At 73.4% G+C, this 23,202-nt stretch carries 21 protein-coding genes; 11 read left to right on the forward strand and 10 right to left on the reverse strand.

Annotation, left to right across the window (positions count from 1 at the left end):
* Positions 1-123 precede the first annotated feature (123 nt).
* The gene (locus AAC134_RS08765; protein ID WP_339948701.1) at positions 124-831 is read right to left on the reverse strand and encodes a TetR/AcrR family transcriptional regulator; all 708 of its coding nucleotides are present in this window, start codon (positions 829-831) and stop codon (positions 124-126) included.
* 160 nt (positions 832-991) lie between these two features.
* Between AAC134_RS08765 and AAC134_RS08770 the strand changes: the two genes are divergently transcribed.
* The 6 genes from AAC134_RS08770 (at position 992) to AAC134_RS08795 (ending at position 7,164) form a co-directional block, all read left to right on the forward strand.
* Positions 992-1,912 (forward strand): shikimate dehydrogenase, encoded by a 921-nt coding sequence (locus AAC134_RS08770; RefSeq protein WP_339948702.1) that lies wholly within the window; start codon positions 992-994, stop codon positions 1,910-1,912.
* A gap of 11 nt (positions 1,913-1,923) precedes the next feature.
* Entirely contained in the window at positions 1,924-3,867 is a 1,944-nt protein-coding gene (locus tag AAC134_RS08775; protein WP_339948728.1) for a TIM barrel protein, read from the forward strand.
* Positions 3,864-4,847, forward strand: coding sequence for a TRAP transporter substrate-binding protein DctP (dctP, locus tag AAC134_RS08780; protein WP_339948703.1), 984 nt, complete (start codon positions 3,864-3,866; stop codon positions 4,845-4,847). Before AAC134_RS08775 ends, dctP begins: the two co-directional genes overlap by 4 nt.
* A 63-nt stretch (positions 4,848-4,910) precedes the next feature.
* Positions 4,911-5,423 carry a TRAP transporter small permease subunit gene (locus AAC134_RS08785; RefSeq protein WP_339948704.1) on the forward strand — a complete coding sequence of 171 codons (513 nt, stop codon included), beginning with the start codon at positions 4,911-4,913 and terminating at the stop codon, positions 5,421-5,423.
* Positions 5,420-6,724, forward strand: a complete 1,305-nt coding sequence (locus tag AAC134_RS08790; protein ID WP_339948705.1) for a TRAP transporter large permease — start codon at positions 5,420-5,422, stop codon at positions 6,722-6,724. The genes AAC134_RS08785 and AAC134_RS08790 overlap by 4 nt, the downstream gene beginning before the upstream one ends.
* Positions 6,725-6,726: 2 nt before the next feature.
* Complete coding sequence (locus AAC134_RS08795; RefSeq protein WP_339948706.1) at positions 6,727-7,164, forward strand: type II 3-dehydroquinate dehydratase; 438 nt, start codon at positions 6,727-6,729, stop codon at positions 7,162-7,164.
* Positions 7,165-7,197: 33 nt separating this feature from the next.
* Here AAC134_RS08795 and AAC134_RS08800 read toward each other — a convergent pair whose 3' ends face one another.
* The 7 genes from AAC134_RS08800 to lptF all read right to left on the reverse strand — a co-directional run bounded on the left by AAC134_RS08800 (position 7,198) and on the right by lptF (position 16,108).
* A complete protein-coding gene (locus tag AAC134_RS08800; RefSeq protein ID WP_339948707.1) occupies positions 7,198-8,121 on the reverse strand; it encodes an aminotransferase class IV in 924 nt (307 codons plus the stop codon).
* Between the two features lie 252 nt (positions 8,122-8,373).
* The gene (gene rsmA, locus AAC134_RS08805) at positions 8,374-9,228 is read right to left on the reverse strand and encodes a 16S rRNA (adenine(1518)-N(6)/adenine(1519)-N(6))-dimethyltransferase RsmA (RefSeq protein WP_339948708.1); all 855 of its coding nucleotides are present in this window, start codon (positions 9,226-9,228) and stop codon (positions 8,374-8,376) included.
* Positions 9,225-10,235 (reverse strand): 4-hydroxythreonine-4-phosphate dehydrogenase PdxA, encoded by a 1,011-nt coding sequence (gene pdxA / locus AAC134_RS08810; RefSeq protein ID WP_339948709.1) that lies wholly within the window; start codon positions 10,233-10,235, stop codon positions 9,225-9,227. The genes rsmA and pdxA overlap by 4 nt, the downstream gene beginning before the upstream one ends.
* The gene (locus AAC134_RS08815) at positions 10,219-11,250 is read right to left on the reverse strand and encodes a peptidylprolyl isomerase (RefSeq protein WP_339948710.1); all 1,032 of its coding nucleotides are present in this window, start codon (positions 11,248-11,250) and stop codon (positions 10,219-10,221) included. Before AAC134_RS08815 ends, pdxA begins: the two co-directional genes overlap by 17 nt.
* Positions 11,251-11,453: 203 nt before the next feature.
* Positions 11,454-13,712: an LPS assembly protein LptD gene (gene lptD / locus AAC134_RS08820; protein ID WP_339948711.1), complete on the reverse strand. Its 2,259-nt coding sequence runs from the start codon at positions 13,710-13,712 to the stop codon at positions 11,454-11,456.
* A gap of 51 nt (positions 13,713-13,763) precedes the next feature.
* Positions 13,764-14,954, reverse strand: coding sequence for an LptF/LptG family permease (locus tag AAC134_RS08825; protein WP_339948712.1), 1,191 nt, complete (start codon positions 14,952-14,954; stop codon positions 13,764-13,766).
* Positions 14,951-16,108: an LPS export ABC transporter permease LptF gene (lptF, locus tag AAC134_RS08830; RefSeq protein WP_339948713.1), complete on the reverse strand. Its 1,158-nt coding sequence runs from the start codon at positions 16,106-16,108 to the stop codon at positions 14,951-14,953. Before lptF ends, AAC134_RS08825 begins: the two co-directional genes overlap by 4 nt.
* Before the next feature lie 421 nt (positions 16,109-16,529).
* On the opposite strand from lptF, the gene AAC134_RS08835 reads away from it, so the two are divergent.
* The 4 genes from AAC134_RS08835 (at position 16,530) to AAC134_RS08850 (ending at position 21,446) form a co-directional block, all read left to right on the forward strand.
* Positions 16,530-18,020, forward strand: a complete 1,491-nt coding sequence (locus AAC134_RS08835) for a leucyl aminopeptidase (RefSeq protein WP_339948714.1) — start codon at positions 16,530-16,532, stop codon at positions 18,018-18,020.
* A gap of 247 nt (positions 18,021-18,267) precedes the next feature.
* A complete protein-coding gene (locus AAC134_RS08840) occupies positions 18,268-18,735 on the forward strand; it encodes a DNA polymerase III subunit chi (protein ID WP_339948715.1) in 468 nt (155 codons plus the stop codon).
* 329 nt (positions 18,736-19,064) lie between these two features.
* Entirely contained in the window at positions 19,065-19,874 is an 810-nt protein-coding gene (locus AAC134_RS08845) for a sugar phosphate isomerase/epimerase family protein (protein WP_339948716.1), read from the forward strand.
* Positions 19,875-20,231: 357 nt separating this feature from the next.
* Positions 20,232-21,446, forward strand: a complete 1,215-nt coding sequence (locus AAC134_RS08850; protein WP_339948717.1) for an amidohydrolase family protein — start codon at positions 20,232-20,234, stop codon at positions 21,444-21,446.
* A gap of 6 nt (positions 21,447-21,452) precedes the next feature.
* Here the strand turns inward: AAC134_RS08850 and AAC134_RS08855 are convergent, their stop codons facing one another.
* Positions 21,453-22,043, reverse strand: a complete 591-nt coding sequence (locus AAC134_RS08855) for a TIGR02281 family clan AA aspartic protease (RefSeq protein WP_339948718.1) — start codon at positions 22,041-22,043, stop codon at positions 21,453-21,455.
* Between the two features lie 250 nt (positions 22,044-22,293).
* On the opposite strand from AAC134_RS08855, the gene AAC134_RS08860 reads away from it, so the two are divergent.
* A complete protein-coding gene (locus AAC134_RS08860) occupies positions 22,294-22,650 on the forward strand; it encodes a cupin domain-containing protein (protein ID WP_339948719.1) in 357 nt (118 codons plus the stop codon).
* Between the two features lie 291 nt (positions 22,651-22,941).
* On the opposite strand, the gene AAC134_RS08865 is transcribed toward AAC134_RS08860, so the two are convergent.
* Positions 22,942-23,193 carry a Rho termination factor N-terminal domain-containing protein gene (locus AAC134_RS08865; RefSeq protein ID WP_339948720.1) on the reverse strand — a complete coding sequence of 84 codons (252 nt, stop codon included), beginning with the start codon at positions 23,191-23,193 and terminating at the stop codon, positions 22,942-22,944.
* Positions 23,194-23,202 lie beyond the last annotated feature (9 nt).

The raw sequence follows: 23,202 nt of genomic DNA on the forward strand, positions 1-23,202 counted from the left end.
GCAGGCGCCGCGTTGCGCCGGGGGCCTCCCCCGGCGGGACTCGCCTGAGAACCGCCGCCCCGGCGGCGGGATCGTCGCGGACCCTCCCGATCGTGCGCCCCCCCCGGCCCCCCCGGGGCCGCCTCAGCCGTCGAGCTCGCGAGCCGCCGCCTCCGGCCTCAGCACGAAGCGCAGCAGCGCCTCGCCGACCTGGCGCTTCAGGCGGGCCTGGCCGTCGGGGGTGAACAACGCCTCGCCGAAGATCCGCGAGAAGGTCGCCTGGTTGGCGACGTTGAAATACGACAGCGCCGAGATCTGCCAGTGCAGCTCGAGCGGCGTCAGCCCCGGGCGGAAGATCCCCGCCGCGAGGCCGCGGTCGTAGATGTCCCCCAGCAGCCGCAGGATCGAGACGTTCTGACCCGCCATCTCGTCGGCCTGGGGCATGTGCGCGCCCTCGTGCACGTTCTCGATCATCACCAGGCGGATGAAGTCGCGGCGCGCGGCGTGATTCTCGAAGGTGAACTCGGCCAGCCGGCGCAGGGCCTCGGCCGGGGGCAGACCCTGGAGGTCGAGCGCCTCCTCCGCCTCGCGGGTCCGGCGGTAGGCCTCGGCCAGCACCGCGCGCCACAGCCCCTCCTTGTCGCCGAAGTAGTAGTAGATCATCCGCTTCGAGCAGGCGGTGCGGGCGGCGATCTCCTCGATCCGGGCGCCGGAATAGCCCTTCTGCGCGAACAGCGCCCGCGCCGCGCCCAGAATGTCGGCGCGCACCGCCTCGGGATCCTGCTTCCAGCGTCGCCGCGCGCCGTCGCCCTCGGCGGGCTCCGCCTCGAAGCTCTGATCGGGTTCGTCCATGGCGTTTCCTCCCCGAGCCAGTTCAGCGCCCCGCGCGCCCCTTCGCCAGTCCCCGCGTCGTCGCGCCATTTTAACCGATGCGAACATTCTTGACATATTTAACCGCGGCGAACATTGTCGAGCCAGGCCGAAGGGAGATCGGCGCAGGGAGGGACACGGCTTGGCGGACCATTCGGCGCCCGGCATCGATGCGCGCGGCACGGGCGGGAGCCCCGCGCCGCGCGTCGGCGACAGGCCGGTTCTGGTCGGTCTCGTCGGGCAGGGCATCGGCCCCTCCCGCACGCCGCGCATGCACATGGACGAAGGGCGCGCGCAGGGCGTGTCGCTCGACTACCGCCTGATCGACATGGCCGGGCGGGAGGAGCCGCTGGGCGACCTGCTCTCGCGTCTCGAGGGCGAGGGCTTCGACGGGCTCAACGTCACCTATCCCTACAAGCGCGCCGTGGCGGCCCACCTGCACGAGCTGTCGGACAACGCCCGCGCGGTGGGGGCGGTCAACACCGTGGTCTTCGCCGAGGGCCGTCGCCGCGGGCACAACACCGATCACTTCGGCTTTGCGCAGAGCTTCGCGCAGGGCCTGCCCGACGCGCGGCGCGAGGCGGTTCTGCTGCTGGGCGCCGGCGGGGCGGGGGGCGCGGTGGCCCATGCGCTGGCCGACGCGGGGGTGGAGCGGCTGATGATCCTGGACGTGGACGGGGATCTCGCCCGCGATCTCGCCGCGGCCGTCGTCGCGCGCCATGGCGCGGGGCGGGCCGAGGCCGCGTCCGACCCGTCCTGCGCCGCGCAGGCCGACGGCATCGTCAACGCCACCCCGGTGGGCATGGAGAAGCTGCCCGGCCTGCCGATCCCGCCCGAGGCCCTCGCCCCCCGCCACTGGGTCGCCGACGTGGTCTACTTCCCGCTCGAGACCGCGCTGCTGCGCGCGGCCCGCGCAAAGGGCTGCCGGGTGCTGCCCGGCTCGGGCATGGCGATCTTCCAGGCGGTGCGCGCCTTCGGTCTGTTCACCGGCCTGACCGCCGACCCCGCGCGCATGCGCGCCACCTTCGAGGCGTTCGACGCCCCCGCGGAGGGGTCGGCATGACCCGCGCGCCCCTGAAGACCTCGATCGCCACGGTCTGCCTTGCCGGCGACCTGCGCGAGAAGCTCTCGGCGATCTCGGCGGCCGGCTTCGACGGGATCGAGATCTTCGAGCAGGACTTCATCGCCTTCGAACACGGCGCCCGCGAGGTCGCCCGCATGGCCGAGGGCCACGGCCTCGAGATCACCCTTTTCCAGCCCTTCCGCGACTTCGAGGGCCTGCCCGAGCCGCTGCGCGCCCGCGCCTTCGACCGGGCCGAGCGCAAGTTCGACCTGATGGAGCGGATGGGCTGCGATCTCGTGCTGGTGTGCTCCTCGGTCCACCCCGAGGCGCTGGGCGGCATCGACCGCATGGCCGACGATTTCGCCGCGCTCGGCGAGCGGGCGGCCGCCCGCGGCCTGCGGGTGGGGTTCGAGGCGCTGGCCTGGGGCCGTCACGTCAACGACCATCGCGACGCCTGGGAAGTGGTGCGCCGGGCCGACCACCCCTCGGTCGGGCTGATCGTGGACAGCTTCCACACGCTGGGGCGGGGGATCGACCCCGACACGATCCGGCGGATCCCCGGCGACAAGATCTTCTTCGTGCAGCTCGCCGACGCGCCGAAGATCGACATGGATCTGCTCTACTGGTCGCGGCACTTCCGCTGCATGCCCGGCGAGGGCGACCTCGACGTCACCGGCTTCATGCGCGCGGTGGCGGCCACCGGCTACGCGGGGCCGCTGAGCCTCGAGGTGTTCAACGACCAGTTCCGGGGCGGCAGCCCGCGGACCATCGCGGTGGACGGGCGACGCTCGCTCCTGCACCTGATGGACCAGGTGGCGCGGCTGGAGCCCGAGATCGCGATCTCCGCGCCCCCGATGCCGCCCCGCATCCACGCCCGCGGCGTCAGCTTCGTCGAGTTCGCCGCCGACGAGGGCGAGGCCGAGAACCTGGGCGCCCTGCTGCGCGCCATGGGCTTCCGGCGCGAGGGGCGCCATGTCTCCAAGGCCGTGGACCTGTGGCGCCAGGGCGAGGCGCGGGTGGCGGTGAACACCGACCGCGACAGTTTCGCGGGCGCCGCGCACATCGCCCACGGGCTCAACGTCTGCGACCTGGGGCTCGCGGTCGACGACGCGCAGGCGACCGTGGCCCGGGCGCGGGCGCTGGGGGCCGCGACCTTCGCCCAGGCGGCGGGGCCGGGGGAGCTCGACATCCCCGCCATCCGCGGCGTCGGCGGAGGGGTGCTGCACTTCATCGACGGCTCGAGCGGCCTCGCCCAGGTCTGGGAGACCGAGTTCAGGCCGGTCGAGGACGACGGCCCCGCGAGGCCCGCGGGCCTGACCGGCGTCGACCACGTCGCGCAGACGATGAACTACGAGGAGATGCTGACCTGGTCGCTGTTCTACCTCTCGCTGTTCGAGGTGGAGAAGCAGCCGATGGTCGACGTCGTGGACCCCGGCGGGCTGGTGCGCAGCCAGGCGATCGAGGCGCCCGACGGCGCGCTCCGCCTGACGCTGAACGGGGCCGACACCCACCGCACCTTCGCCGGCCGCTTCATCGCCGACAGTTTCGGAAGCTCGGTCCAGCATGTGGCCTTTGCCTCCCCGGACCTGCTGGCCACGGCCGAGGCGCTGGCCGAGAACGGCTTCGCGCCCCTGCCGATGCCCGACAACTACTACGAGGACCTCTCCGCCCGCTTCGGGCTGGACGACGCCTATGTGGCGCGTCTGCGGGCGGCGAGCATCCTCTACGACCAGGACGCCGGCGGGCGGTTCCTGCAGCTCTACTCACGGCCCTTCGGGGACGGGATCTTCTTCGAGATCGTGGAGCGGCAGGGCGCCTATGCGGGCTATGGCGGACCCAACGCCCCCTTCCGGGTGGCGGCGCAGGCCCGCCTGATGGGGCCGCCGGGGCTGCCCCGGGACGCACGGTCGTCGATGGACGATCAGACAAGAACCAGAAAGGGAGGAAGACCATGATCAGATTCGCGCGCAGAACCGCGCTGGGGCTGCTGGCGGGGGCGTCGCTGCTCGCCGCCGGGCCCGCGCTCGCCCAGGACAAGCCGACGCTGAAATTCTCGGCCGTGTTCTCCGAGCAGGACATCCGCGCCGAGATGATGAAGCGCCTGAAGGAGGGCGTCTCGGACGTCGCGACGATCGAGCCCTACTACGGCGGGACCCTGTTCAAGCAGGGCACCGAGATCATCGCCATCCAGCGCGGCAACCTCGAAATGGGCAACATCGCCCCCCAGGACATCGCCAACCAGATCCCGGCGTTCTCGATCCTGACCTCGGCCTACCTGTTCCGCGACGCGGAGCACCTGAAGACCTTCTTCGAGAGCGAGGCCGGCGCCGAGATGAAGAAGCTGGCCGAGGACCAGCTGGGCATCCACATCCTCGGGCCCACCTACTTCGGCACCCGCCAGGTGAACCTGCGCACCGACCAGAAGATCGAGACCCCCGCCGACATGGCCGGCGTGAAGCTGCGCATGCCCGGCGGCGAGGCCTGGCAGTTCCTGGGCGAGGCGCTGGGCGCCAACCCCACGCCGATGGCCTACGCCGAGGTCTACACGGGCCTGCAGACCGGCGCCATCGACGGCCAGGACAACCCGCTGCCCAACGTCGAGAACATGAAGTTCTACGAGGTCACCAAGCAGATCGTGCTGACCTCGCACCTGGTGGGCTACGACCTGCTGGTGATCTCCAAGGACGCCTACGAGGGCATGTCCGACGAAGCCCGCGCCGAATTCGACAAGGCCGCCGACGAGGCCATCGCCTGGTCGACCGAGCAGCACCTCGCGCGCGAGGAGGCCCTGGCCGAAAGCTTCAAGGAGAAGGGGCTCGAGATCTACACCCCCGACGTGGACGCGTTCCGCGAGCACGCGCAGAAGATGTATCTTGAGTCCGAGATCTCGGCCTCCTGGCCCGAGGGGATGCTCGACAAGATCAACGCGCTCTGAGCCTGGGGCGGACGCGCGCCGCGCCCGGGCGGGGACCCGGGCGCGGCTGAAAGGACTTCTGTCATGACCGATCGCCTGATCTCGCTGGGCGGCTGGCTGCACCGCCGGGCCGAGAATGTCGCCGTGGCCATGCTGGCGGTGATGTTCGCGGCCTTCATCGTGCAGGTGGTCTGCCGCTATCTGCTGAACCTGCCGGTGGGCTGGGCCTCGGAGCTGACGCTGGTGATGTGGCTGTGGCTGGTGCTGTGGGGCGCGGGCCTGGTGCTGCCCGAGCGCGAGGAGATCCGCTTCGACGTGATCTGGGGCGCGGCGGGGCCGAAGGCGCGGCGCTGGATGCAGGGGATCGCGGCCACGGCGCTGCTGATCCTCTACGGCGCCTCGCTGCCCGCGGCCTGGGACTTCGTGAGCTTCATGAAGATCCAGAAGACCGCCTATCTGCGGATCCGCTACGACCACCTGTTCATGGTCTTCATGATCTTCGCCGTGGCGGTGCTGCTGCGGTATGTCTGGCTGCTGATCCAGGTCCTGCGCGGACGGGTCGAGGCGGGCGGGCGCACCCTCGAGGACCTGCCGTGAGCCTGCCGATCGATCCGTTTGCGGCCTCGGTGATCTCGATCGTGGCGCTGGCCCTGCTGGGGCTGCCGATCGGGCACGCGATGATCGCCTCCTCGATCCTCTACCTGATGATGGAGGGGCTCGACCTGGGGACCGCGGCCGAGCAGATGCTCAACGGCCTGTTCTCGTCGTATATTCTTCTGGCGGTGCCGCTGTTCATCCTGGCGGCCGAGCTGATGAACGCCGGCGCCATGACGATGCGCCTGCTGGCCTTCTGCAACGCCTTCGTGGGGCGGTTCCGCGGCGGTCTGGCGCTGGTCAACGTGGTGCAGTCGGTGATCTTCGCGGGCATGTCGGGCTCGGCCATCGCGGACGCGGCGGGCACCGGCAAGCTGATGCAGAAGATGATGACCGAGGGGGGCAAGTATCCGCCCGCCTTCGCCGCGGCGCTGACCGCATCCTCGGCGGTGATCGGGCCGATCATCCCGCCCTCGATCCCGGTGGTGATCTACGCTTTGGTCTCCGACGCCTCCATCGGCTACCTGTTCCTCGCTGGCGTCGTGCCGGGGCTGGTGATGGGGCTGATGCAGGCGGGGCTGATCGTGGGCGTCTCCCGCCGCCGCCGCTTCCCGGTCGAGCCGCCCGTCCCTGCGCGCGATCTGCCCCGCGCGACGCTGACCGCGCTGCCGGCCCTGCTGATGCCCGCGGTGCTGCTGGGGGGCATCTACGGCGGCGCCACCACGCCGACCGAGGCGGCTGCGGTCGCGGCGCTCTATGCGCTGCTGGTCTCGGCGCTGCTCTATCGCTCGATCACGCCGGCCTCGCTCTACGCCTCGCTGTCGGGGGCGGCGCGGACCACGATCTCGATCGGGATGCTGATCGCGGGGGCCATCGTCTACAACTACGTCGTCACGCTCGAGAACATCCCCACCGCGCTCTCGGCGTGGCTGGCGGCGTTCGATCTCTCGCCGCTGGGCTTCCTGTTGATGGTCAACGTGATCCTGCTGGCGCTGGGCTGCCTGCTCGAGGGGACCACGATCCTGCTGGTGATCGTGCCGGTGTTCATCCCCACCGCCAACGCGCTGGGCATCGACCTGGTGCATTTCGGGATCGTGTGCGTGGTCAACATCATGCTGGGTCTGATCACGCCGCCCTACGGGCTGCTGCTGTTCGTGATGGCCTCGATCTCGGGCCAGAAGCTGAACGCCATCGTGCGCGAGGTGCTGCCGTTCCTGTTTGCGATGCTGGCGGCGCTGGCGCTGATAACCTTCTTCCCGGGGCTGTCGCTGTGGCTGCCCCGTCTCTTCGGCTACCAGGGGTGAGCATGGACGGCGCGATCTGGGTCCTGAACGGACCGAACCTGAACCGGCTGGGCAAGCGAGAGCCGGAGATCTACGGCAGGACCACGCTGGCCGAGGTCGAGGCGATGTGCCGGGCCGAGGCCGGGGACCTGCCGCTGGAGTTCCGCCAGACCAACTCCGAGTCGCAGCTGATCGACTGGATCCACGAGGCCATCGACGCCGGCGCCGCGGGCGTGGCGATCAATCCGGCCGCCTTCACCTTCTACTCGATGGCGGTGATGGACGCGCTGAAGATGCTCCCGTGTCCGCTGATCGAGCTGCACATTTCCAACGTCCACAAGCGCGAGAAGATCTACCACCAGTCGCTGGTCTCGCCGGTCGCGACCGCGGTGATGGCGGGCCTGGGCGCGCGCGGCTACCCGCTGGCGGTGCGCGCGCTGATCGAGATGGCCGGCGACTGAGCGGGGCGGCTCGGGCCGCCCCCCCCCCGCCGCTCAGGCCATCTCGGTCGCCGCGGCGTAGTCGACGGGCGTGGCGCGCCAGCCCTCGGCCCGCTTCTCCCAGAACCGGTCGTGCAGCCGCATCGAGATCGGCCCCGGGCGATCGTTGTTCATCCGCCGCCCGTCGATGCGCGAGGCGGGCATGATCCCGCCCGCGGTGGTGCAGGCGAAGATCTCGTCGGCCGCCTGCAGCTCCGCCACCGGGATCGCGCGCACCTCCAGCGGCAGGCCCAGCTCCTCGCAGAGCTCCATCACCGACTGGCGGGTGATCCCGTCGAGCCCGCCGCGGATCGGCGTCGAGACCACCCCGCCCGTGATCGAGAACACGTTGAACCCCGGCCCCTCGGTGACGTTGCCCTCGCGGTCGGGCAGGATCGCGTAGTCGGCCTCGGCCTCCAGCGCCTCGAACTGGGCGCGGGTCATGTCGCCCCAGTGAAAGTTCTTGGCCCGCGGCTCGACGCTCTCGGGCGGGATGCGCAGGGTCTGAGAGGTCATCAGGTGCATCCCCCGCGCCATCATCTCGGGCGGGGCCAGCCAGATCCAGGGGATGGCGAAGGCCACGACATAGGGGCGCACGAAGGCCGGGTGGCGCGGCTGGCCAGGCGCGGGCGCCCCCCGCACGCATTCCATCGACACGTAGGCCGAGCGCAGCCCCGACAGCGCCACCACCCGGTTGAGGATCGCGCGCAGGTCCGCCTCGCTCTCGTCCGGGGTCATGCGCAGCTTGGCGCGCGAGGCCGCGAAGCGCGTCAGATGGTCGTCGAGGCGGAAGAAGCTCCCCTCCCACACCCCCACCACGTCGTAGGTGACGTCCGAGCGCCGCCAGCCGAAATGGGTGACGGGGATGGCGGCCTCGGCGACGGGCATGTAGCGGCCGTCCACATAGGCCGCGCCGGCGGCATAGGCGTCGAGGGGCATGGGCGGAACCTTCTGGCAGGAGACGAGGCGCCCATTCGCGCCCCGATCCGCTCGCCGGTCAAGTCCGCCGCCGATCCCTCCCGCCGAAGGCGGGCCCCGGCCCGTCACGCCGGAGGCGGGCTTCGGCCCCGTCGCGCCGAAGGCGGGCCCCGGCCCCGTGGCGCCGAAGGCGGGCCCCGGCCCGCCGTCCCGAGGCCCGCGCGGCTGCGCGGGTCGAGACAGGGGAATGCCCGCGAAGCGGGCGCCGCATGGCTACCCGGCCGGGATCTCGCCCAACGCCCGGGCCAGGGCGCAGAACTGCTCCAGCGAGACGTCGTCGGCCCGCAGCGTCTCGGTCACCCCCGCCGCCTCGCACAGGGCCGCGGCGGCGGGCGTCGCGGTCTTCAGCGACTGGCGCAGCATCTTGCGGCGCTGGCCGAAGGCGGCGCCGACCACCCGGTCGAGCAGCCGCGGCTCGGCCGGAAAGCGAGGCTCGGGCAGGGGCGTCAGCACCACCACCGCCGATTCCACCTTCGGCGGCGGGGTGAAGGCCCGCGCCGGCAGATCGAAGGCGATCCGCGCGTCGCAGCGCCACTGCGCCAGCACCGACAGCCGCCCCCAGGTCTTGGAGCCGGGCCCGGCCACGATCCGCTCGGCCACCTCCTTCTGGAACATCAGCGTCAGACTCTGCCACGCCGGAGGCCAGGAGGGCGGGGTCAGCCAGCGCACCAGCAGTTCGGTGCCCACGTAGTAGGGCAGGTTGGCGACCACCCGCCAGGGCGCGGTCATGATCTCGTCGGCCGGGACCTTCAGCGCGTCGCCCTCGATCACCTCCAGACGGCCGTCGTGGGCCGCCGTCACCTCGGCGAGCGCCGGCAGGCAGCGCGAGTCGCGTTCGACGGCGACCACGCGGGCCGCGCCCTCGATCAGCAGGGCGCGGGTCAGGCCGCCGGGACCGGGGCCGACCTCGAACACCTCGACCCCCTCCAGCGGGCCGGCGGCGCGCGCGATGCGGCGGGTCAGGTTCAGGTCCAGCAGGAAGTTCTGCCCCAGCCCCTTCCTCGCCGAAAGCCCGTGGGTCGCGATCACCTCGCGCAGCGGGGGCAGCCCGTCGGGAGAACCGCTCACCCCCTCGCCCTCATCCGCGCCGCGGCCATCGAGGCCGCCAGCCGGATCGCCTCGACCAGCGAGGTCGGGTCGGCCAGCCCCTGTCCGGCGATGTCATAGGCGGTGCCGTGGTCGGGCGAGGTGCGTACGAACGGCAGCCCCAGCGTGACGTTCACCCCGCGGTCGAAGTCCAGCGCCTTGATCGGGATCAGCGCCTGGTCGTGATACATGCATACCGCGGCGTCGTAGCGCGCGCGGGCCCGCTCATGGAACATCGTGTCGGCGGGCAGGGGGCCTGCGAGGTCGAAGCCCTCGGCGCGCAGCCGCTCGAGCGCCGGGGCGATGACCTCGATCTCCTCGCGGCCCATGGCGCCGCCCTCGCCGGCGTGCGGGTTCAGGCCGGTCACCGCGATGCGGGGGCTGGGCAGGGCGAAATCCTCGATCAGGCCCGCGCGGGTGACGCGGATCGTCTCTTCCAGCAGCGCGGGCGTCAGGGCCGCGGGCACGGCGGACAAGGCGATGTGGATGGTCACGGGGACCACCCGAAGCTGCGGCCCGGCGAGCATCATCACCGGGCGCGCGACCCCCGCGAGCGCGGCCAGGAACTCGGTATGGCCCGGGAAGGCGAAGCCGGCGCCGTCATAGAGCGCCTTCTTGTTGATCGGGCAAGTCACCACCCCGCCCGCGCGGCCGGCGCGCGAGAGGGCGACGGCCTCCTCGATCGCGGCGACGACCATGGGCGCGTTCTCCGGCGCGGGGCGGCCCGGCAGGGGCGGCACGGCCAGCGGGCGGTGCAGCACCGGCAGGGCGTGCGCGCAGAGCTCGGCGGTCGCCTCCCCGGGCGCCTCGATGCGGTGGACGGGCCCGTGGGCGGCGGCGTGGTCGGCGTCGCCGATCAGGAACATCGGCGACGCGCCGCGCAGGCGCGACCAGGCGCCAACGGCGATCTCGGCGCAGATCCCGGCGGGGTCGCCGCAGGTCAGCGCCAGCGGCGGCGGCGCGCCGGCGCGCTCAGCGTCGCTCGACATAGGCCCGGGCGCGCAGCTGCTGCAGGCGCCCCTCGGCCTGCCGGGCCAGGCGCTGCTCGAGCATCTGGGCGCGCACCCGCTCGCGATCCTCGGGGGTCATCTCGCGGGGCTCCTCGCGCCGCTCGAAGACCTTCAGGATCACCACCGCGCCCTGGGCGGTCAGCGCGTCGGTGACGCCGCCCGCGGGCAGCTGGCTCAGGATCGCGGACAGCGCGCCGGGCAGCTCCGAGGCCGGCACCCAGCCGATCCGCCCGCCCTGCGCCGCGGAGCGCGAGCGGCTGCGCGCGCGCGCCATCGCCTCGAAGTCGGCGCCCGCGCGCAGCTCCTCGACCCATTGCTGGACCTCGTCGCGCTTGCCCACGGGATCGCCCTGGTCAGGCACCGCGATCTCGCCCATCGAGTAGCTGACCCGCTTGTCGAGACCCATCGCCTCGATCTGGGCGTCGATTTCCTGCTCCGAGACCTGGACGCCGGGCAGGAAGTCGCGGCGCACGAGGGCCGACCAGAGCAGCTCGGTCTCGATGAACTCGCGCGCCACGGGCAGCGAGACGCCGGCCTGGCGCAGGCGGGATTCCAGCGCGGCGGGCCCGCTGACCCCCATCGAGCCGGCGAAGCGGCCCAGCGCGGCCTCGATCTCCTCGGGGGGGACCTGGACGCCGGCGGCGGAGGCCGCGCCGCGCTTGAGCCGGTCGTCGATCACCGACTGCAGCGCGGTCTCGCGGTCGTCGGCGCCGGCGCCGACCAGGCCGATCAGCTTCTGGCGCTGGGCGACGTCGAAATTGGTCACGGCCTTGCCGTTGACGAAGGCCGCCGCCGCGAAGGCGTCAGGGGCCGATTGCGCCTTCGCCGTGGGCGCGCCCGCGACCAGCAGCGCCAGCGCGGCGAGACAGCCGGCCAGCAGCGCGCGTGCGCGCGACCGGACCAGCGGGCCGCGTGCGCGCGACCGGACCAGCGGCGCGCGCGCGCGCGCCAGGGCGCCGGAAGAGATCATCGCGCCGGAATAGATCATCGTCATTCTGGGTTCCTCAGCCATGCGCCACCCATGCCGCAGCGAGGCGCGCCAGTCCAGCCCGGACGGCCCGGCGACCCGGCCCGCGCCTGTTTGCCCCGCACCTGCTCGACGCGCCCCCGTCTGCTCCGCGCCCGTCTGCTCGGCGCCCGTTGAAGCCGAGCCTCCCCGAGCCGAGCCTCCCCGAACCGGCCCCGCTCGACGCCCGCCTAGTCGAACCGCGGCGCGCAGGCGCCCGCGCCCGGACCCGGCGCGCCCGCTCCGCCCAGCGCCCACAGGTTCACCCGGGCGCCGAAGTAGGTCGAGGCCGGCACGTCCACCGTCGAGGTGAAATGCCGCCCCACGTAGAAGGCCACGTCCACGCATTCGTTGGCATAGCCCACCAGCGCCTCGGTCTCGACCCAGCGCTCGCTCTCGAGGTCCCGCTGCAGCTCGCCGCCCACATACCAGTTGCGGGTCAGGGCGTAGCGCGCCTCGGCGGTGACCTCGTGGCGGTCGATGGTGGTGATCTCGTCGCGCGCCAGCCACACGTAGGAGCCCGCGAGCTCCAGCCCCCCGAAGGTCGTGGCCCCGTAGACCTCGTTCCGGTTCAGGTCCAGGTCGTCGCCGACCCGCACCCGGTGAGCGAGCTTCACGAGGTCCGGGATCTCCAGCGACCAGGCCCCGACCCAGTCGGATTCGCGCTTGTTGAGCCCCACGCCCCGGGGGAAGGATCCGACCTCCTTGGGCCGGAACACCCGCCCCGCCGCCGCGGCCAGCCGCGCGCCGTCGTCGGCGATGCGCGCATAGCGCATCCCGAGGTTCAGCCGCGGCCCTTCCTCGAACCCGTCGTAGCCCGCATGCCGGCGCACGTCGAACAGCGAGGTCTCGTCGAACTCGACCACCAGGCTGTCCTCGTTGGGGAACGGCGGCGCGTCGGAGAAATAGGGCGCCGCGACCGCCTGGGCGATCGGCTCGATCAGGTGGGTGACCGCTCCGGCCCCGAGCAGGGGCGAGAGCAGGTCTCCCCCCTCGTCCCGGCGCAGCAGGGGATAGCGCGCGTCGAAGGCCGCGATCGGGGCGACGCGCTGCTCCTCGTCAGGCACGCCCGCGGTCTCGTCGTTCAGCCGCCAGACGTCGCCGCGCACGGCGCCCAGCGCGGTCAGCTGCACCCCGCCCTCGGTCAGCCACTGTTTCTCGACGTCGACCCGGCCGAATCCGTGGACCGTGTCCTGCCCCGCCGTGCGCTTGAGCGCATAGCCCGAGAGGGTGGCCCCGAACTGCGTGCCCATCGGCCCGTCCCAGACCCGCCGCCCCTCGAACACCGGCAGGGCCATGGGGATCTGGCCGAAGGGCTCGTCGTCGCGCAGCGACTGGAAGCGCACGAGGCTGACCTCGCCCCAGCCCTTGGCGTCCGAGCCGCGCAGGAACAGCTCGGATTCCAGCCGGTCGTCGTTGGTGAACTCGTAGCGGCGCAGGTAGCCGTCGTCGGAAGCCTGCTCGAGCGAGAACCCCGCCTCGATCCCCCCGCCCTCGACCTCGGCGAGGCGATACAGCCCCTCGCCGAACAGGTGGCCGCGCACCTCTTCCGAGCCGTCGTAGTCCTGCTGGGTGATCGAGCCCTGCAGCGCCAGCGAGCCGCGGCGGAAGGCGCGGCGGAACTCGCCCTCGACGATCAGTCCGTCGTCGGTGGTGACGTAGGGGGTGAAGGTGGCGTCGGTCTGCTCGTCGATGACCCAGTAGTAGGGGACCTTCAGCGCGTAGCCGAAGTTGGAGTTCTGCAGGTACTCGGGCGGCAGCAGGCCCGAGGCGCGCTCGAGCGTCGGGTCGGGGTGGCGGAAATAGGGGGTCCAGGCCACCGGCACGCCCAGCACGTCGAACGTCGCATCCTCGTAGTGGACGGTGCGGGCCTGCTCGTCGTGGACGATGCGGTCGGCCCGGATCCGCCACAGGGGGGTCGGGTCCTCGGGGCACACGAGGCAGGGCGAGAACACCGCCCGGCTCATCACGTTCCAGCGCCCGTCGATGCGCCGGCCCTCGGTGGCGGCGAACTTGAGGTTCTGCTCCATCACCGCCTGGGCGCCCTGGATGATGCCGTTGCGCAGCTGGGTGTCGAGCTCGGCGGCCGAGGCCAGCACGGTGGCCCCTTCCGGGCCGCGCAGCACGATCGGGCCCTCGGCGGTCAGGCGGTCGAACTCGCGCATGTAGACGATGCGCGAGGCGGTCAGCGTGCGCTCGCCGTAATAGACCTCGACATTGCCCTCGGCGGTCAGGGTGCTGTTGGCGTTGTCGTATTCGACCCGGTCGGCGACCAGCGAAACAGGGCCCTGGTCGGGCTGGGCCGCGACCATGTCCGAGAGCGAGTTCTGCGCCCACGCCGCGGGGGGCGGCGCCAGCGCCAGGACTGCGGGCCCCAGCAGCGCGGCGGCGGCACGGCGGCGCAAGGCGCGCAGGACGGGACGGACGGCGGAGGGGGCGCGGGACTGCACGGGGTCGGGAGCTCCGGATCGGTCGCCGGGTTTCGCCGGCCGCCCCCTCCTTTAGCCGTCCTCAAGATGCAGGAGCAAGCCGAGGGCGAGCAGCGTCATCGCCACGGGGGGAATCCAGGCCGCCAGCGGGGCCGCGATGGCCCCCGATCCGCCAAAGGCCTGGGTGACGTTGGCGAGGAAGAAATACGCCAGCCCCGTCCCGATCGCCCCCAGCGCCATCAGCCCCAGCCCGCCGAATCGCACGTGGCGCATCGAGAAGGCCGCCCCGATCAGCACCATCGCGGGCAGCAGCAGCGGCAGGGCCAGCTGCGCCTGCCAGTGCATCCGGTGGCGCGCGGCCGAGATGCCCGCCGCCTCGAGCCCGTCGATGAAGCCCGGCAGCGCCCAGAACGAGATCGTGCCGGGGGAGGCGAAGCTCTCGAGGATCTGGGCGCGGGTCAGCTCGGTGGGCAGGGTCAGCTGCTCGAGGTCGGTCCACTGCATCGCCGGCGCCACGCCGAGCGCAGCCTCGGCCTGGGCGCCCGTCGCCTCGCCGCCCGCCCCGCCGCCGGCGCCGCCCCCCTCTGGCGAAGCGCGCGAGGTCGGTTGCGCGAGATCCCACTCGCGCACGTCGTAGAGGACCCAGCGCCCGGGCTCGAGCACGGCGCGCGCCGCCTCGACCCGCGCGGTCAGCCGGTCGCCCTGGGCGAAGCGGAACAGGGTCACGCGCCACAGCTGGGTGCCGTCGCCGTTGGCGCGCTGGGCGTGGACCACGGTCTGGCCCTCGCCGCCCGCCTGGCGCAGCCACAGGCCGTTGCCGGATACCGAGAGCAGGCTGGCGCGATCCTTGATCCAGCGGGCCTCCTGCCGCTCGAACCGTTGCAGCAGGCCGGCCGAGAGCGGATCGAGCACCGCGAAGGCCAGCACCCCGCCCAGCGCCGCCGCCGCCACCGCCGGCGCGATCAGCCGCCAGACCGAGACGCCGGCGGCGCGCGTGACCACCAGCTCGGAGGAGCGCGCGAGGCGCGCAAAGCAGGTCAGCGCGGCGATCAGGGTCAGGAAGGGCAGGATCTCCATCATCAGCGAGGGCGCGTGGAGGAGCGCCAGTTCCAGGACCTGATCGAAGCTGGTGGGCGTGCCGGCAGAGCGGCGCATCTGCTCGACCAGGTCGACCAGCACCACCAGCAGCAGCACCGCGGCGAAGGCGGCCGTGAACGCCCCCACGAAGCGGCGCATGACATAGAGCGAGAGCGTGCCGATCATGTGGCCTCCGCGGGCGGGTCCGTGTCGGACGCCCGAGCCTCGATCGGGGCCGGCGCGGGGTGGCGGCGCTGGGGCATGCCGCGCCACAGCACCGCCAGCGCCAGCGCGGCGCCCAGGATCGGAACCAAGTACATCACCGGCCAGGCCAGCGCGAAGGAGGCGGTCGTGGACTTCGCCGCCACCCCCAGCAGCCGGCACAGGGCCGCCAGCGCCACCGCCGCGGCCAGCCGCTTGCCGTAGCCGCGCCGCCGGAAGCCCGGACCCAGCAGGGCCGCCATGGCGATCAGCGGCAGGGCGAGGGCGTAGAGCGGGGCCGAGATCTGCTCATGCCCCTCGGCCACGAACTCGTCGGGCTCGCGGCCGTCGAGCACCGCTTCGCTGGGGGCCACGAGATCCCAGAAATAGTATTCCGAGGGACGCAGCCGCCGCTCGTCCCCGGTGCGCATCAGCGGCGCGAGATCGTAGACGAGCTTGTCGAAGGCCAGCACCGAGAGCGTGCGCTCGGCCCGGTCGAAGCGCTGGGCGGCGCCTTCGAACATCACCAGGCGCGGGCCGGCCTCGGTGCGCACCAGGGCGGCGCGCTGGGCGGTGTAGGTGACGCGGGCGTCATCGTCGCGGTCGTCCTGCACGAACAGGCCCGCCATCTGCCCGTCGCGGCCGGCGCGGCGGACATAGACGGTGACGTCGTCGGCGGGGTTGAGGAACTCGCCCTCGCGCAGCAGGGCGCCGGCGACATCGGCGCCGGCCTCGGCCATGCGGTCGCGCAGCTCGCGGCTGGCGGTGGGCATCAGGTAGAGGGTGACCACGGCCATCGCCAGCATCACCCCAAAGCCGAAGATCAGGACCGGGCGGGCGAGGCGCAGGCGCGACATGCCCGCGGCCATCAGCACCACGACCTCCGAATCCATGAACATCCGGTTCAGGGAGTAGAGGGCCGCGGCGAAGGCCGCGACCGGCAGGATCATCGAGATCACCACCGGCAGAAGCAGCGCCGCGAACTGCAGGAACACGGTCGCCGACTGGCCCGAGGCGACGACCGTCTCGATCACCCGCAGCGATTGGGTCAGCCACACCAGCCCCAGCAGGACCAGCGAGAACAGCCCGAACGGGCCGAGGATCTGGGAGATCACGTATCGGGAGGCGACGCCGCGCATGGGGCGGAAGATGCGCCGCCCGGGGGGCGGAGGCAAGCCGGGCGCGATCACGCCGCGGAGCGCGGCGTCGCCGGCCGCGAAGGCGCCGCGACGACGCGCCCGCGCCTGGCCGACCCTCCGCCCGCGGCGCGTCCCGGCGGCGGCGCTGGTTGCGGACCGCTCCCCGCCGGCGACGTGGGCCACAGGCGGCCCGGGTCCCGTGCGCCGCGGGCCGAGGACCGGCAACCGGCGCGCGCGGGGTCGCGGCGCCTCCTCGCGCCCTGCGCCGATGTCGGACTCCGGGGGCGGGCGCGCCGGGCGCTCTTTCCCCCAGCCTCCGGCAGCGACTCCGCGCCGCGACCCCGCGGCGCTGGCAAGGCGCCCGTTGCGCCGCTAGGTCTTGGGGCGACGTCATCGCAAGAAGCGCCGGGGAGGGCCGTAGATGAGCGCGCCGATCGAGATCGAGTTCGAGACCGAGGAAGAGGGCGCGCTGGCCGCGGCCGCGGGAACCGTCGTGGTGCTCGCTCTGGGCCCCGAGGGGCTGACCCCAGCCGCGCTCGCCGCCGACGCCGCCATGGGCGGCGGCCTGACCCGCGCCATCGCCGCGGCCGAGTGGAAGGGCAAGCCCGGCGACCTGATCCGCTTCCCCGCGCCCGCGGGCCTGAGCGCCGACGCGCTGCTGCTGGTCTCTCTGGGGGCCGAGCCCGGCGTCGAGGACGCGCGCAAGGCCGGCGGCGCGGTGAGCGCCGCGGTGACCGGAAAGGCCGCCAAGAAGGGCGTCAGCGTCTTCGCCGGCGGGACCGGCGCGCCCGAGACCGCCGCCGCGCTCGCCTTCGGCATGGCGCTGCGCGCCTATGGCTTCGACGTCTACAAGACCGGCGAGGACGACCGGGTCGAGCGTGGCGAGGTCCGCCTCTATGCCGACGCGCCCGAGAAGGTCTCTCGCGCCGCGCGCGACGACATGGCGGTGGCCGAGGGCGTGTTCTTCGCCCGCGATCTGGTCAACGAGCCCGCCAACGTGCTGGGCACCGAGGAATTCGCCGCCCGCCTCGCGGCCATGGGCGAACTGGGGCTCGAGATCGAGATCCTGGAGGAGGCCGACCTCAGGAGCCTCGGGATGCGGGCCCTGCTGGGCGTGGGCGAGGGCTCGGTCCAGCCCACCAAGGTGGTGGTCATGCACTGGCGGGGCGGCGGCGACGAGGCGCCGGTGGCGCTCGTGGGCAAGGGCGTGGTCTTCGACACCGGCGGCATCTCGCTCAAACCCGCGGGCGGCATGGAAGAGATGACCATGGACATGGGCGGCGCGGGCCTCGTGGCCGGCGTGATGCGCGCGCTGGCCCTGCGCGGCGCCAAGGCCAACGTGGTGGGGCTGGTCGGACTCGTCGAGAACATGCCCGACGGCAAGGCCCAGCGTCCCGGCGACATCGTGAAGTCGATGAAGGGCGACACGATCGAGGTGATCAACACCGACGCCGAGGGCCGGCTGCTGCTGGCCGACGTGCTGTGGTACGCGCAGGAGCGGTTCAAGCCCGCCGCGATGATGAACTTCGCCACCCTGACGGGCGCGATGATCATCGCGCTGGGCCACCAGTACGCGGGCTATTTCGCCAACGACGACGCCTTCGCCGACGAGTTCGGCGCGGCGGCGAAGGCGGCGGGCGAGAAGGCCTGGCGCCTGCCGATGGACCCGGCCTTCGACAAGCAGATCAAGTCGCGCCTGGCCGACATCAAGAACACCGGCGGGCGGCCTGCGGGCTCGATCACCGCGGCGCAGTTCCTCAAGCGCTTCGTCAAGGACGAGGTGCCCTGGATCCACGTCGACATCGCCGGCGTGGCGCTGGTCTCGGAGGCGACCGACCTCGCCCCCCGCGGCGCCACCGGCTGGGGCGTGCGGGCGGTGGACGCCCTGGTGAAGGGGCGCGAGACGCGCTGAGCGAGACCCGGAAGCGCCGCCCGGGGCCGGGTGGCGGTCTCGGGGGGCATCGAGCCCCCCTCGACCGCGCCGGGCCGCGGGCCCGGCCGGCGCCTCGCCGGCGAGCGGCGGCGCGGAGGCGGCGAAGGGCGCAAACGCGAGGCGCCGCCGCGAGTCGCGGACGGCGCGGCGCCCCGCGCGGCGCGACAGCGAACCCGAGCCGGAGCGATCGGCGCCGGGCCGACAGGGCGGAGAAGGCGCGAACGGGATGGCCGAGGCCTGGTTCTACCACCTGACCGACACGGCGCTGGAGGCGGCGGCGCCGGAGATCCTCGAGAAATGCCTCGCCCGCGGCTGGCGGGTCTGCCTGCGGGCGGGCTCGACGGCGCGGGTCTCGGCGCTCAACCTCCACCTGTGGACCTACCGCGAGGAGGGCTTCCTCCCCCACGGCGCGCCCGAGGACGGTTTTGCCCAGGCGCAGCCGATCTACCTCACCGCGGGGCGCGAGACCCCCAACGCCCCCCACGTTCTGATGCTGGTCGACGGCGCCGCGCCCGACGTGCCCGAGTTCGGGAGCTTCGAGCGCGTGGTGCTGATGTTCGACGACGCCGACGCGCCCGCCAAGGAGCGCGCCCGCGCCGCCTGGCGCGAGGTGGCCTCGGGCGGCATGAAGGCCGTCTACTGGGCCCAGGACGGCGGCCGCTGGGTGAAACGGGCCGAGAGCGGCGGCGGCTGAGCGAGGCGCGCAGGACCCCGAGGCCCCGCCGCCGCGCGCCGGCCGGGGATCCCAGCGGCGGGCCGGACGGCGAGACAGGGCGTCGTCGCGAAATCAGCCCGCAAAGCGGCGCCCTCACGCCGCGCGCCATCAGCAGGGCGCGCGACCGCCCCGGCGCCGGCCTCCGCCCCCCCCCGGCACCGGCGCAACGCCTGCGCCTGGCGACCGCTTGGGCAAGGCGAGGGTCCGTGCCCCGCGGCCAGGCGCGCGACACGCAACGTTCGCCGTCCCGTCATGCCCTCGTCGCCCTCGAGGGGTGCAAGGGGCGCCACGCCTGACAGGAGCCTGCCATGACCCTCGTCCTCGGGGCCGCAATGATGACGGCCGAGATCCCCGACCACATCGACTGGCTGCGCGAACGCGACCGGGACCTGGAGATCCAGGACTGGTTCCTCCCCGCCGCGTTGGACGATCCCGCGCCGCGGGTCGAGGCCGCGCGGCGGGCGCTCGGCGGTTGGACGGGCAGGCTGGGCATCCACGGGCCGTTCCTGGACCTGAACCTCGCCGCCTTCGACCCGCAGGCGCAGGCTTTCGTGCGCGCGCGCCTGTTGCAGGGGCTGGAGGCGGCGGGCCGGCTGGGAGCGAGCCAGATGGTCGCCCATTCGCCCTTCTCGACCTGGAGCCACGACAATCTCGCCCTGATGCCGGGCGGGCGCGAGGGCCTGATCGCGCGCTGCGCCGAGGTGCTGGCGCCGGTGCTGGCGCGGGCGAGGGAGCTGGGCGTGGAGCTCGTGATCGAGAACGTCGAGGACAAGGATCCCGCCGACCGCGTGGCGCTGGTCGACGCGCTGGCGCCGGCGCCGGTCTTCGTGTCGCTCGACACCGGGCACGCGGAATACGCCCATGTGGCGCGCGGCGGCCGGCCGACGGATTTCCACGTGCGCGCCGCGGGGGCGAGGCTGCGCCACGTTCACCTGCAGGACGTGGACGGGATCGCCGATCGCCACTGGGCGCCGGGGCAGGGCCGCATCGCCTGGAAACCGCTGTTCGACGCGATCGCCGAGCATGCCCCCGAGGCGCGCCTGATCCTCGAGCTGAAGGACCGCGCCGACCTGCCCGAGGGCGCGCGGCATCTCACGGCGCTTGGCGTCGCGGTCTGAACGGCGACCAAGAGCGCCGCCGGCTCGGACGCGGCGCCTGCAATCGGGCGCCGCATGTGCGCCCGGCGTCGCAGGCGCCGCGTCGGCTGTTCCGCGACTTTCGGCGCTCCGCCCGCGGCGCGTTGGCCGGCGCCGCGCCCGGGCGCGCCGTTTCCCACCCGCGGCCGGGGGGGCCAGGCGGCCCCGCCCGCCATGCGCCGCGAGCGCGAGCGGCGGCCCGGGCGCCCGGCCCGACGCGGCGCCTCCTCCCCCCGCTCCCCGCGCCTCCTCCGGGGTGTCGCATTCCAACCGGCGCCCGCTTTGGCCTAGCCTGTCCCCCGACCGCACCCCCCGATCCAGCCGCCGGAGCCGCGCCCCGTGACCGACCTGATCTTCGAGAACGCCCTGCTCCCCGAGGGGACCCGCGCCGCCATCGCCGTCACGGCCGGCCGCATCGAGGCGATCCTGCCCCCAGACGCCCCGCGCCCCGCGGCCGGCGGCACGGTGGACTTCGCCGGCCGCCTCGTCGCGCCGGGCTTCGTGGAGGGGCACATCCACCTCGACACCTCGTTCTGGGGCGACGCCTGGTTCCCCTACAAGCCCTGCACCGACGGCTTCGACGTGCATGAACGGGTGGCCTTCCAGCACGAGAACCTCGCGCAGGCCGCCCCGCTCGCGGTGCGGGCGCGCAACCAGCTCGAGCTCTGCCTCGCCCAGGGCTCCACCCGCATGCGCAGCCACGTGATGATCGACCTGAAGGTCGGCCTCTCCCATGTCGAGACGTTGCTGGAGGTGCGCGAGGAGTACGCGGGCCTGATCGACCTGCAGCTCTGCGCCTTCCCCCAGAACGGGATCCTGCACTCGCCCGGCGTGGCCGGGATGATGGACGCGGCGATGGGTCTGGGCTGCGAGGTTGTCGGCGGTCTCGACCCCGCCACCTTCGACCGCGACGTCGAGGGTCACCTGAATGCCGTCTTCGACATCGCCGAGCGCCGCGGCGCTCCGGTCGACATCCACCTGCACGACCACGGCACGCTGGGCGTCTTCGAGATCGAGCGGATCTGCGAGCGGACCGTGGCGCTGGGCATGCAGGGCAAGGTCGGCGTCTCGCACGCCTACGGGCTGGGCGACGTGGACGAGGGCGCGCAGCGCAAGGCGGCGGCGCGGCTCGCCGAGGCCGGCGTGGCGATCATGACGACCGCGCCCGGCGCGCACGCCTTCCCGCCGGTCGCGATCCTTCGCGAGGCGGGCGCGGCCGTCTGGTCGGGCTGCGACAACATCCGCGATTCCTGGTCGCCGTTCGGCGACGGCGACATGCTGGGGCGGGCGCGGATGATCGGCTATCGCTCGGGCTTCAACACCGACGCGCAGCTCGCCATGGCCTTCGACATCGTCACGCAGGCGGGCGCCACGGTCCTGGGCCTGACCGACTACGGCTTCGTCCCCGGCGCGGCGGCCGATTTCGTGACGATCCCCGCCGCCCACGTCCCCCAGGCCGTCGCCGGCGCGCCGGGCGGGCGCGAGGTGTGGAAGAACGGCCGCCTGATCGCCACGGACGGCCGGCTGTTGGCGGAGTTCACGCGGATCGGCTGAGGGGCCTCAGGGCTCGAGGACCATCCGGTCGCCCTCGACCGTGACGCGGGAGAAGCGCTGCAGGAAGTCCATGCCGAGCAGGGAGGAGAACAGCTCCCCCTCCGAGACCGAGGCGCGGAAGCGCTCGGCCTCGACCTCGCCCAGCTTCAGGCGCGCGAGGCGGATCGGCGCGAGGCGCACCTCGCCGTTGGCGGTGCGCGCGCGGCCGGTGTAGGCGAGATCCTCGGGCTCGAACCCCGCGCGCCGGGCGTCCTCGGCGGTCAGCACCACGCCCGAGGCGCCGGTGTCGACCAGGAAGATCACCTCGGTCTGGTCGACCTGCGCGCTGACCCGGAAATGGCCGTCGGGGCTGCGCGGGATCAGCACCTCGCCCGCCGAGGTGACGCGGTCCTGGGTGGGGGAGAAGGAGGCGGCCAGGTCCTCGCGCATGCCGTAGACGGCGACGAAGCCGATGAAGATCAGGCCCCAGAGCAGCGCGTCGCGCAGCCCCGTGCCCAGCCGGCCCCGGTAGACCGTGACCACGCCCGAGAGCACCACGCCCAGCAGCAGGACCAGGTAGACCAGGCGCTCCAGCGCGATGCCGTCGAGTGCGTCCATGCCGGTCAACATCGGGTGCGCCGGCCCGGAAGGCAAGCGCCCAGGCCGCGCCGCGGGCGCGCGGGGCTTGACCCGCCGCGGGCCCTGTGGCCGCTGCGGCGCTTCGCGACCGCGTCGTCTCTCGCGCAGCCGAGCCTCAGGCGCGGGCGGAGCGGACAGGCGCCGCGCCGCGGGCGAGGCTTTCGCGCGGGAGCGGCGCGGCCTAGGCTCTCCCCCGGCGCCGGGAGGGCGCGTCAGGGAGGCCGGACAGATGCAGGGTTTGAAAACCGTGTTTGCGGAGATGCCGGGGCAGGCGCCCGTGCCCGGCGCGATCCTGCGGCGGGTGACGGGCGAGCAGGCGATGATCCAGCACGCGATCGTGGCCAAGGGCCTGTCGCTGCCGCCCCACAGCCACCCCAACGAGCAGTTCACCCTCGTGATCCTCGGCCGCCTGCGCCTGAGCGTGGGCGAGCCGGGCGAGACGACGGTCTACGAGGTGGGCCCCGGCGACCTGCTGCGCCTGCCGGGCGGCGTGCCCCACGCCATCGAGGCGCTGGAGGACTCGGTCGCGGTCGACGTGTTCGCGCCGCCCTCGCAGACCACCGGCCTCGACGCGCCCGGCGGCTGAGCAGGGCGCCGCGTCGACCGCGCGCCCGGCCTGACCGGTCCGCCCGCGGCGCGCGGCGAGCGGGGCGCCTGGCGCAGACGTCTCCGGGGCGGAGCGCGGCGCGGGCCGGTGGGGGAGCGCCCGGGATGAGCGGCGTCGGGCGCCAGGCGGCTCGCGGCGGGCGACGCGGCCCTGACGCGCCCCGGTTGCGGGCGGGGGCGCGTCGAGGCCGAGGGGCGCCGCCCAGGGGCGCGTCCGGCAGGCGCCCCGGTCGACCTGGATCGCAGGCGACGCCCGGCGGACCCTCGGCGCTCAGCGGTCGCGCAGGGCCTCGATCAACTCGGCCTTGCGCATCGAGGCGCAGCCCGAGACGTCGAGCTCGCGCGCCCGGTCCCGCAGCTCGGCCACCGTCCATTCCTCGTAGGGGGGCGCCTTGCCGCCCTTGCGGGAGGGATGGTCGCCGGCGGCCTTGGCGTTGGCGATGCGGGCCGCCTTCTCCTTGCTCGCGCCCTGCTCGCGCAGGGCCTGGTAGGTGTCTTCGTCCTTGATGCTCGGGTTCGGCATCGGGGCCTC

Origin of the sequence: uncultured Albimonas sp. (genome assembly GCF_963977235.1) — a bacterium.
Lineage (GTDB): Bacteria > Pseudomonadota > Alphaproteobacteria > Rhodobacterales > Rhodobacteraceae > Albimonas.

Coding starts and splice junctions, on each gene's coding strand:
- AAC134_RS08860 (WP_339948719.1), top strand. CDS start 22,294: ATGCAGGGTTTGAAAACCGTGTTTGCGGAGATGCCGGGGCAGGCGCCC.
- lptF (WP_339948713.1), bottom strand. CDS start 16,108: ATGCGCGGCGTCGCCTCCCGATACGTGATCTCCCAGATCCTCGGCCCG.
- AAC134_RS08865 (WP_339948720.1), bottom strand. CDS start 23,193: ATGCCGAACCCGAGCATCAAGGACGAAGACACCTACCAGGCCCTGCGC.
- AAC134_RS08845 (WP_339948716.1), top strand. CDS start 19,065: ATGACCCTCGTCCTCGGGGCCGCAATGATGACGGCCGAGATCCCCGAC.
- pdxA (WP_339948709.1), bottom strand. CDS start 10,235: ATGTCGAGCGACGCTGAGCGCGCCGGCGCGCCGCCGCCGCTGGCGCTG.
- AAC134_RS08800 (WP_339948707.1), bottom strand. CDS start 8,121: ATGCCCCTCGACGCCTATGCCGCCGGCGCGGCCTATGTGGACGGCCGC.
- AAC134_RS08785 (WP_339948704.1), top strand. CDS start 4,911: ATGACCGATCGCCTGATCTCGCTGGGCGGCTGGCTGCACCGCCGGGCC.
- AAC134_RS08825 (WP_339948712.1), bottom strand. CDS start 14,954: ATGATCGGCACGCTCTCGCTCTATGTCATGCGCCGCTTCGTGGGGGCG.
- AAC134_RS08795 (WP_339948706.1), top strand. CDS start 6,727: ATGGACGGCGCGATCTGGGTCCTGAACGGACCGAACCTGAACCGGCTG.
- AAC134_RS08835 (WP_339948714.1), top strand. CDS start 16,530: ATGAGCGCGCCGATCGAGATCGAGTTCGAGACCGAGGAAGAGGGCGCG.
- AAC134_RS08840 (WP_339948715.1), top strand. CDS start 18,268: ATGGCCGAGGCCTGGTTCTACCACCTGACCGACACGGCGCTGGAGGCG.
- AAC134_RS08855 (WP_339948718.1), bottom strand. CDS start 22,043: ATGGACGCACTCGACGGCATCGCGCTGGAGCGCCTGGTCTACCTGGTC.
- dctP (WP_339948703.1), top strand. CDS start 3,864: ATGATCAGATTCGCGCGCAGAACCGCGCTGGGGCTGCTGGCGGGGGCG.
- AAC134_RS08765 (WP_339948701.1), bottom strand. CDS start 831: ATGGACGAACCCGATCAGAGCTTCGAGGCGGAGCCCGCCGAGGGCGAC.
- AAC134_RS08815 (WP_339948710.1), bottom strand. CDS start 11,250: ATGACGATGATCTATTCCGGCGCGATGATCTCTTCCGGCGCCCTGGCG.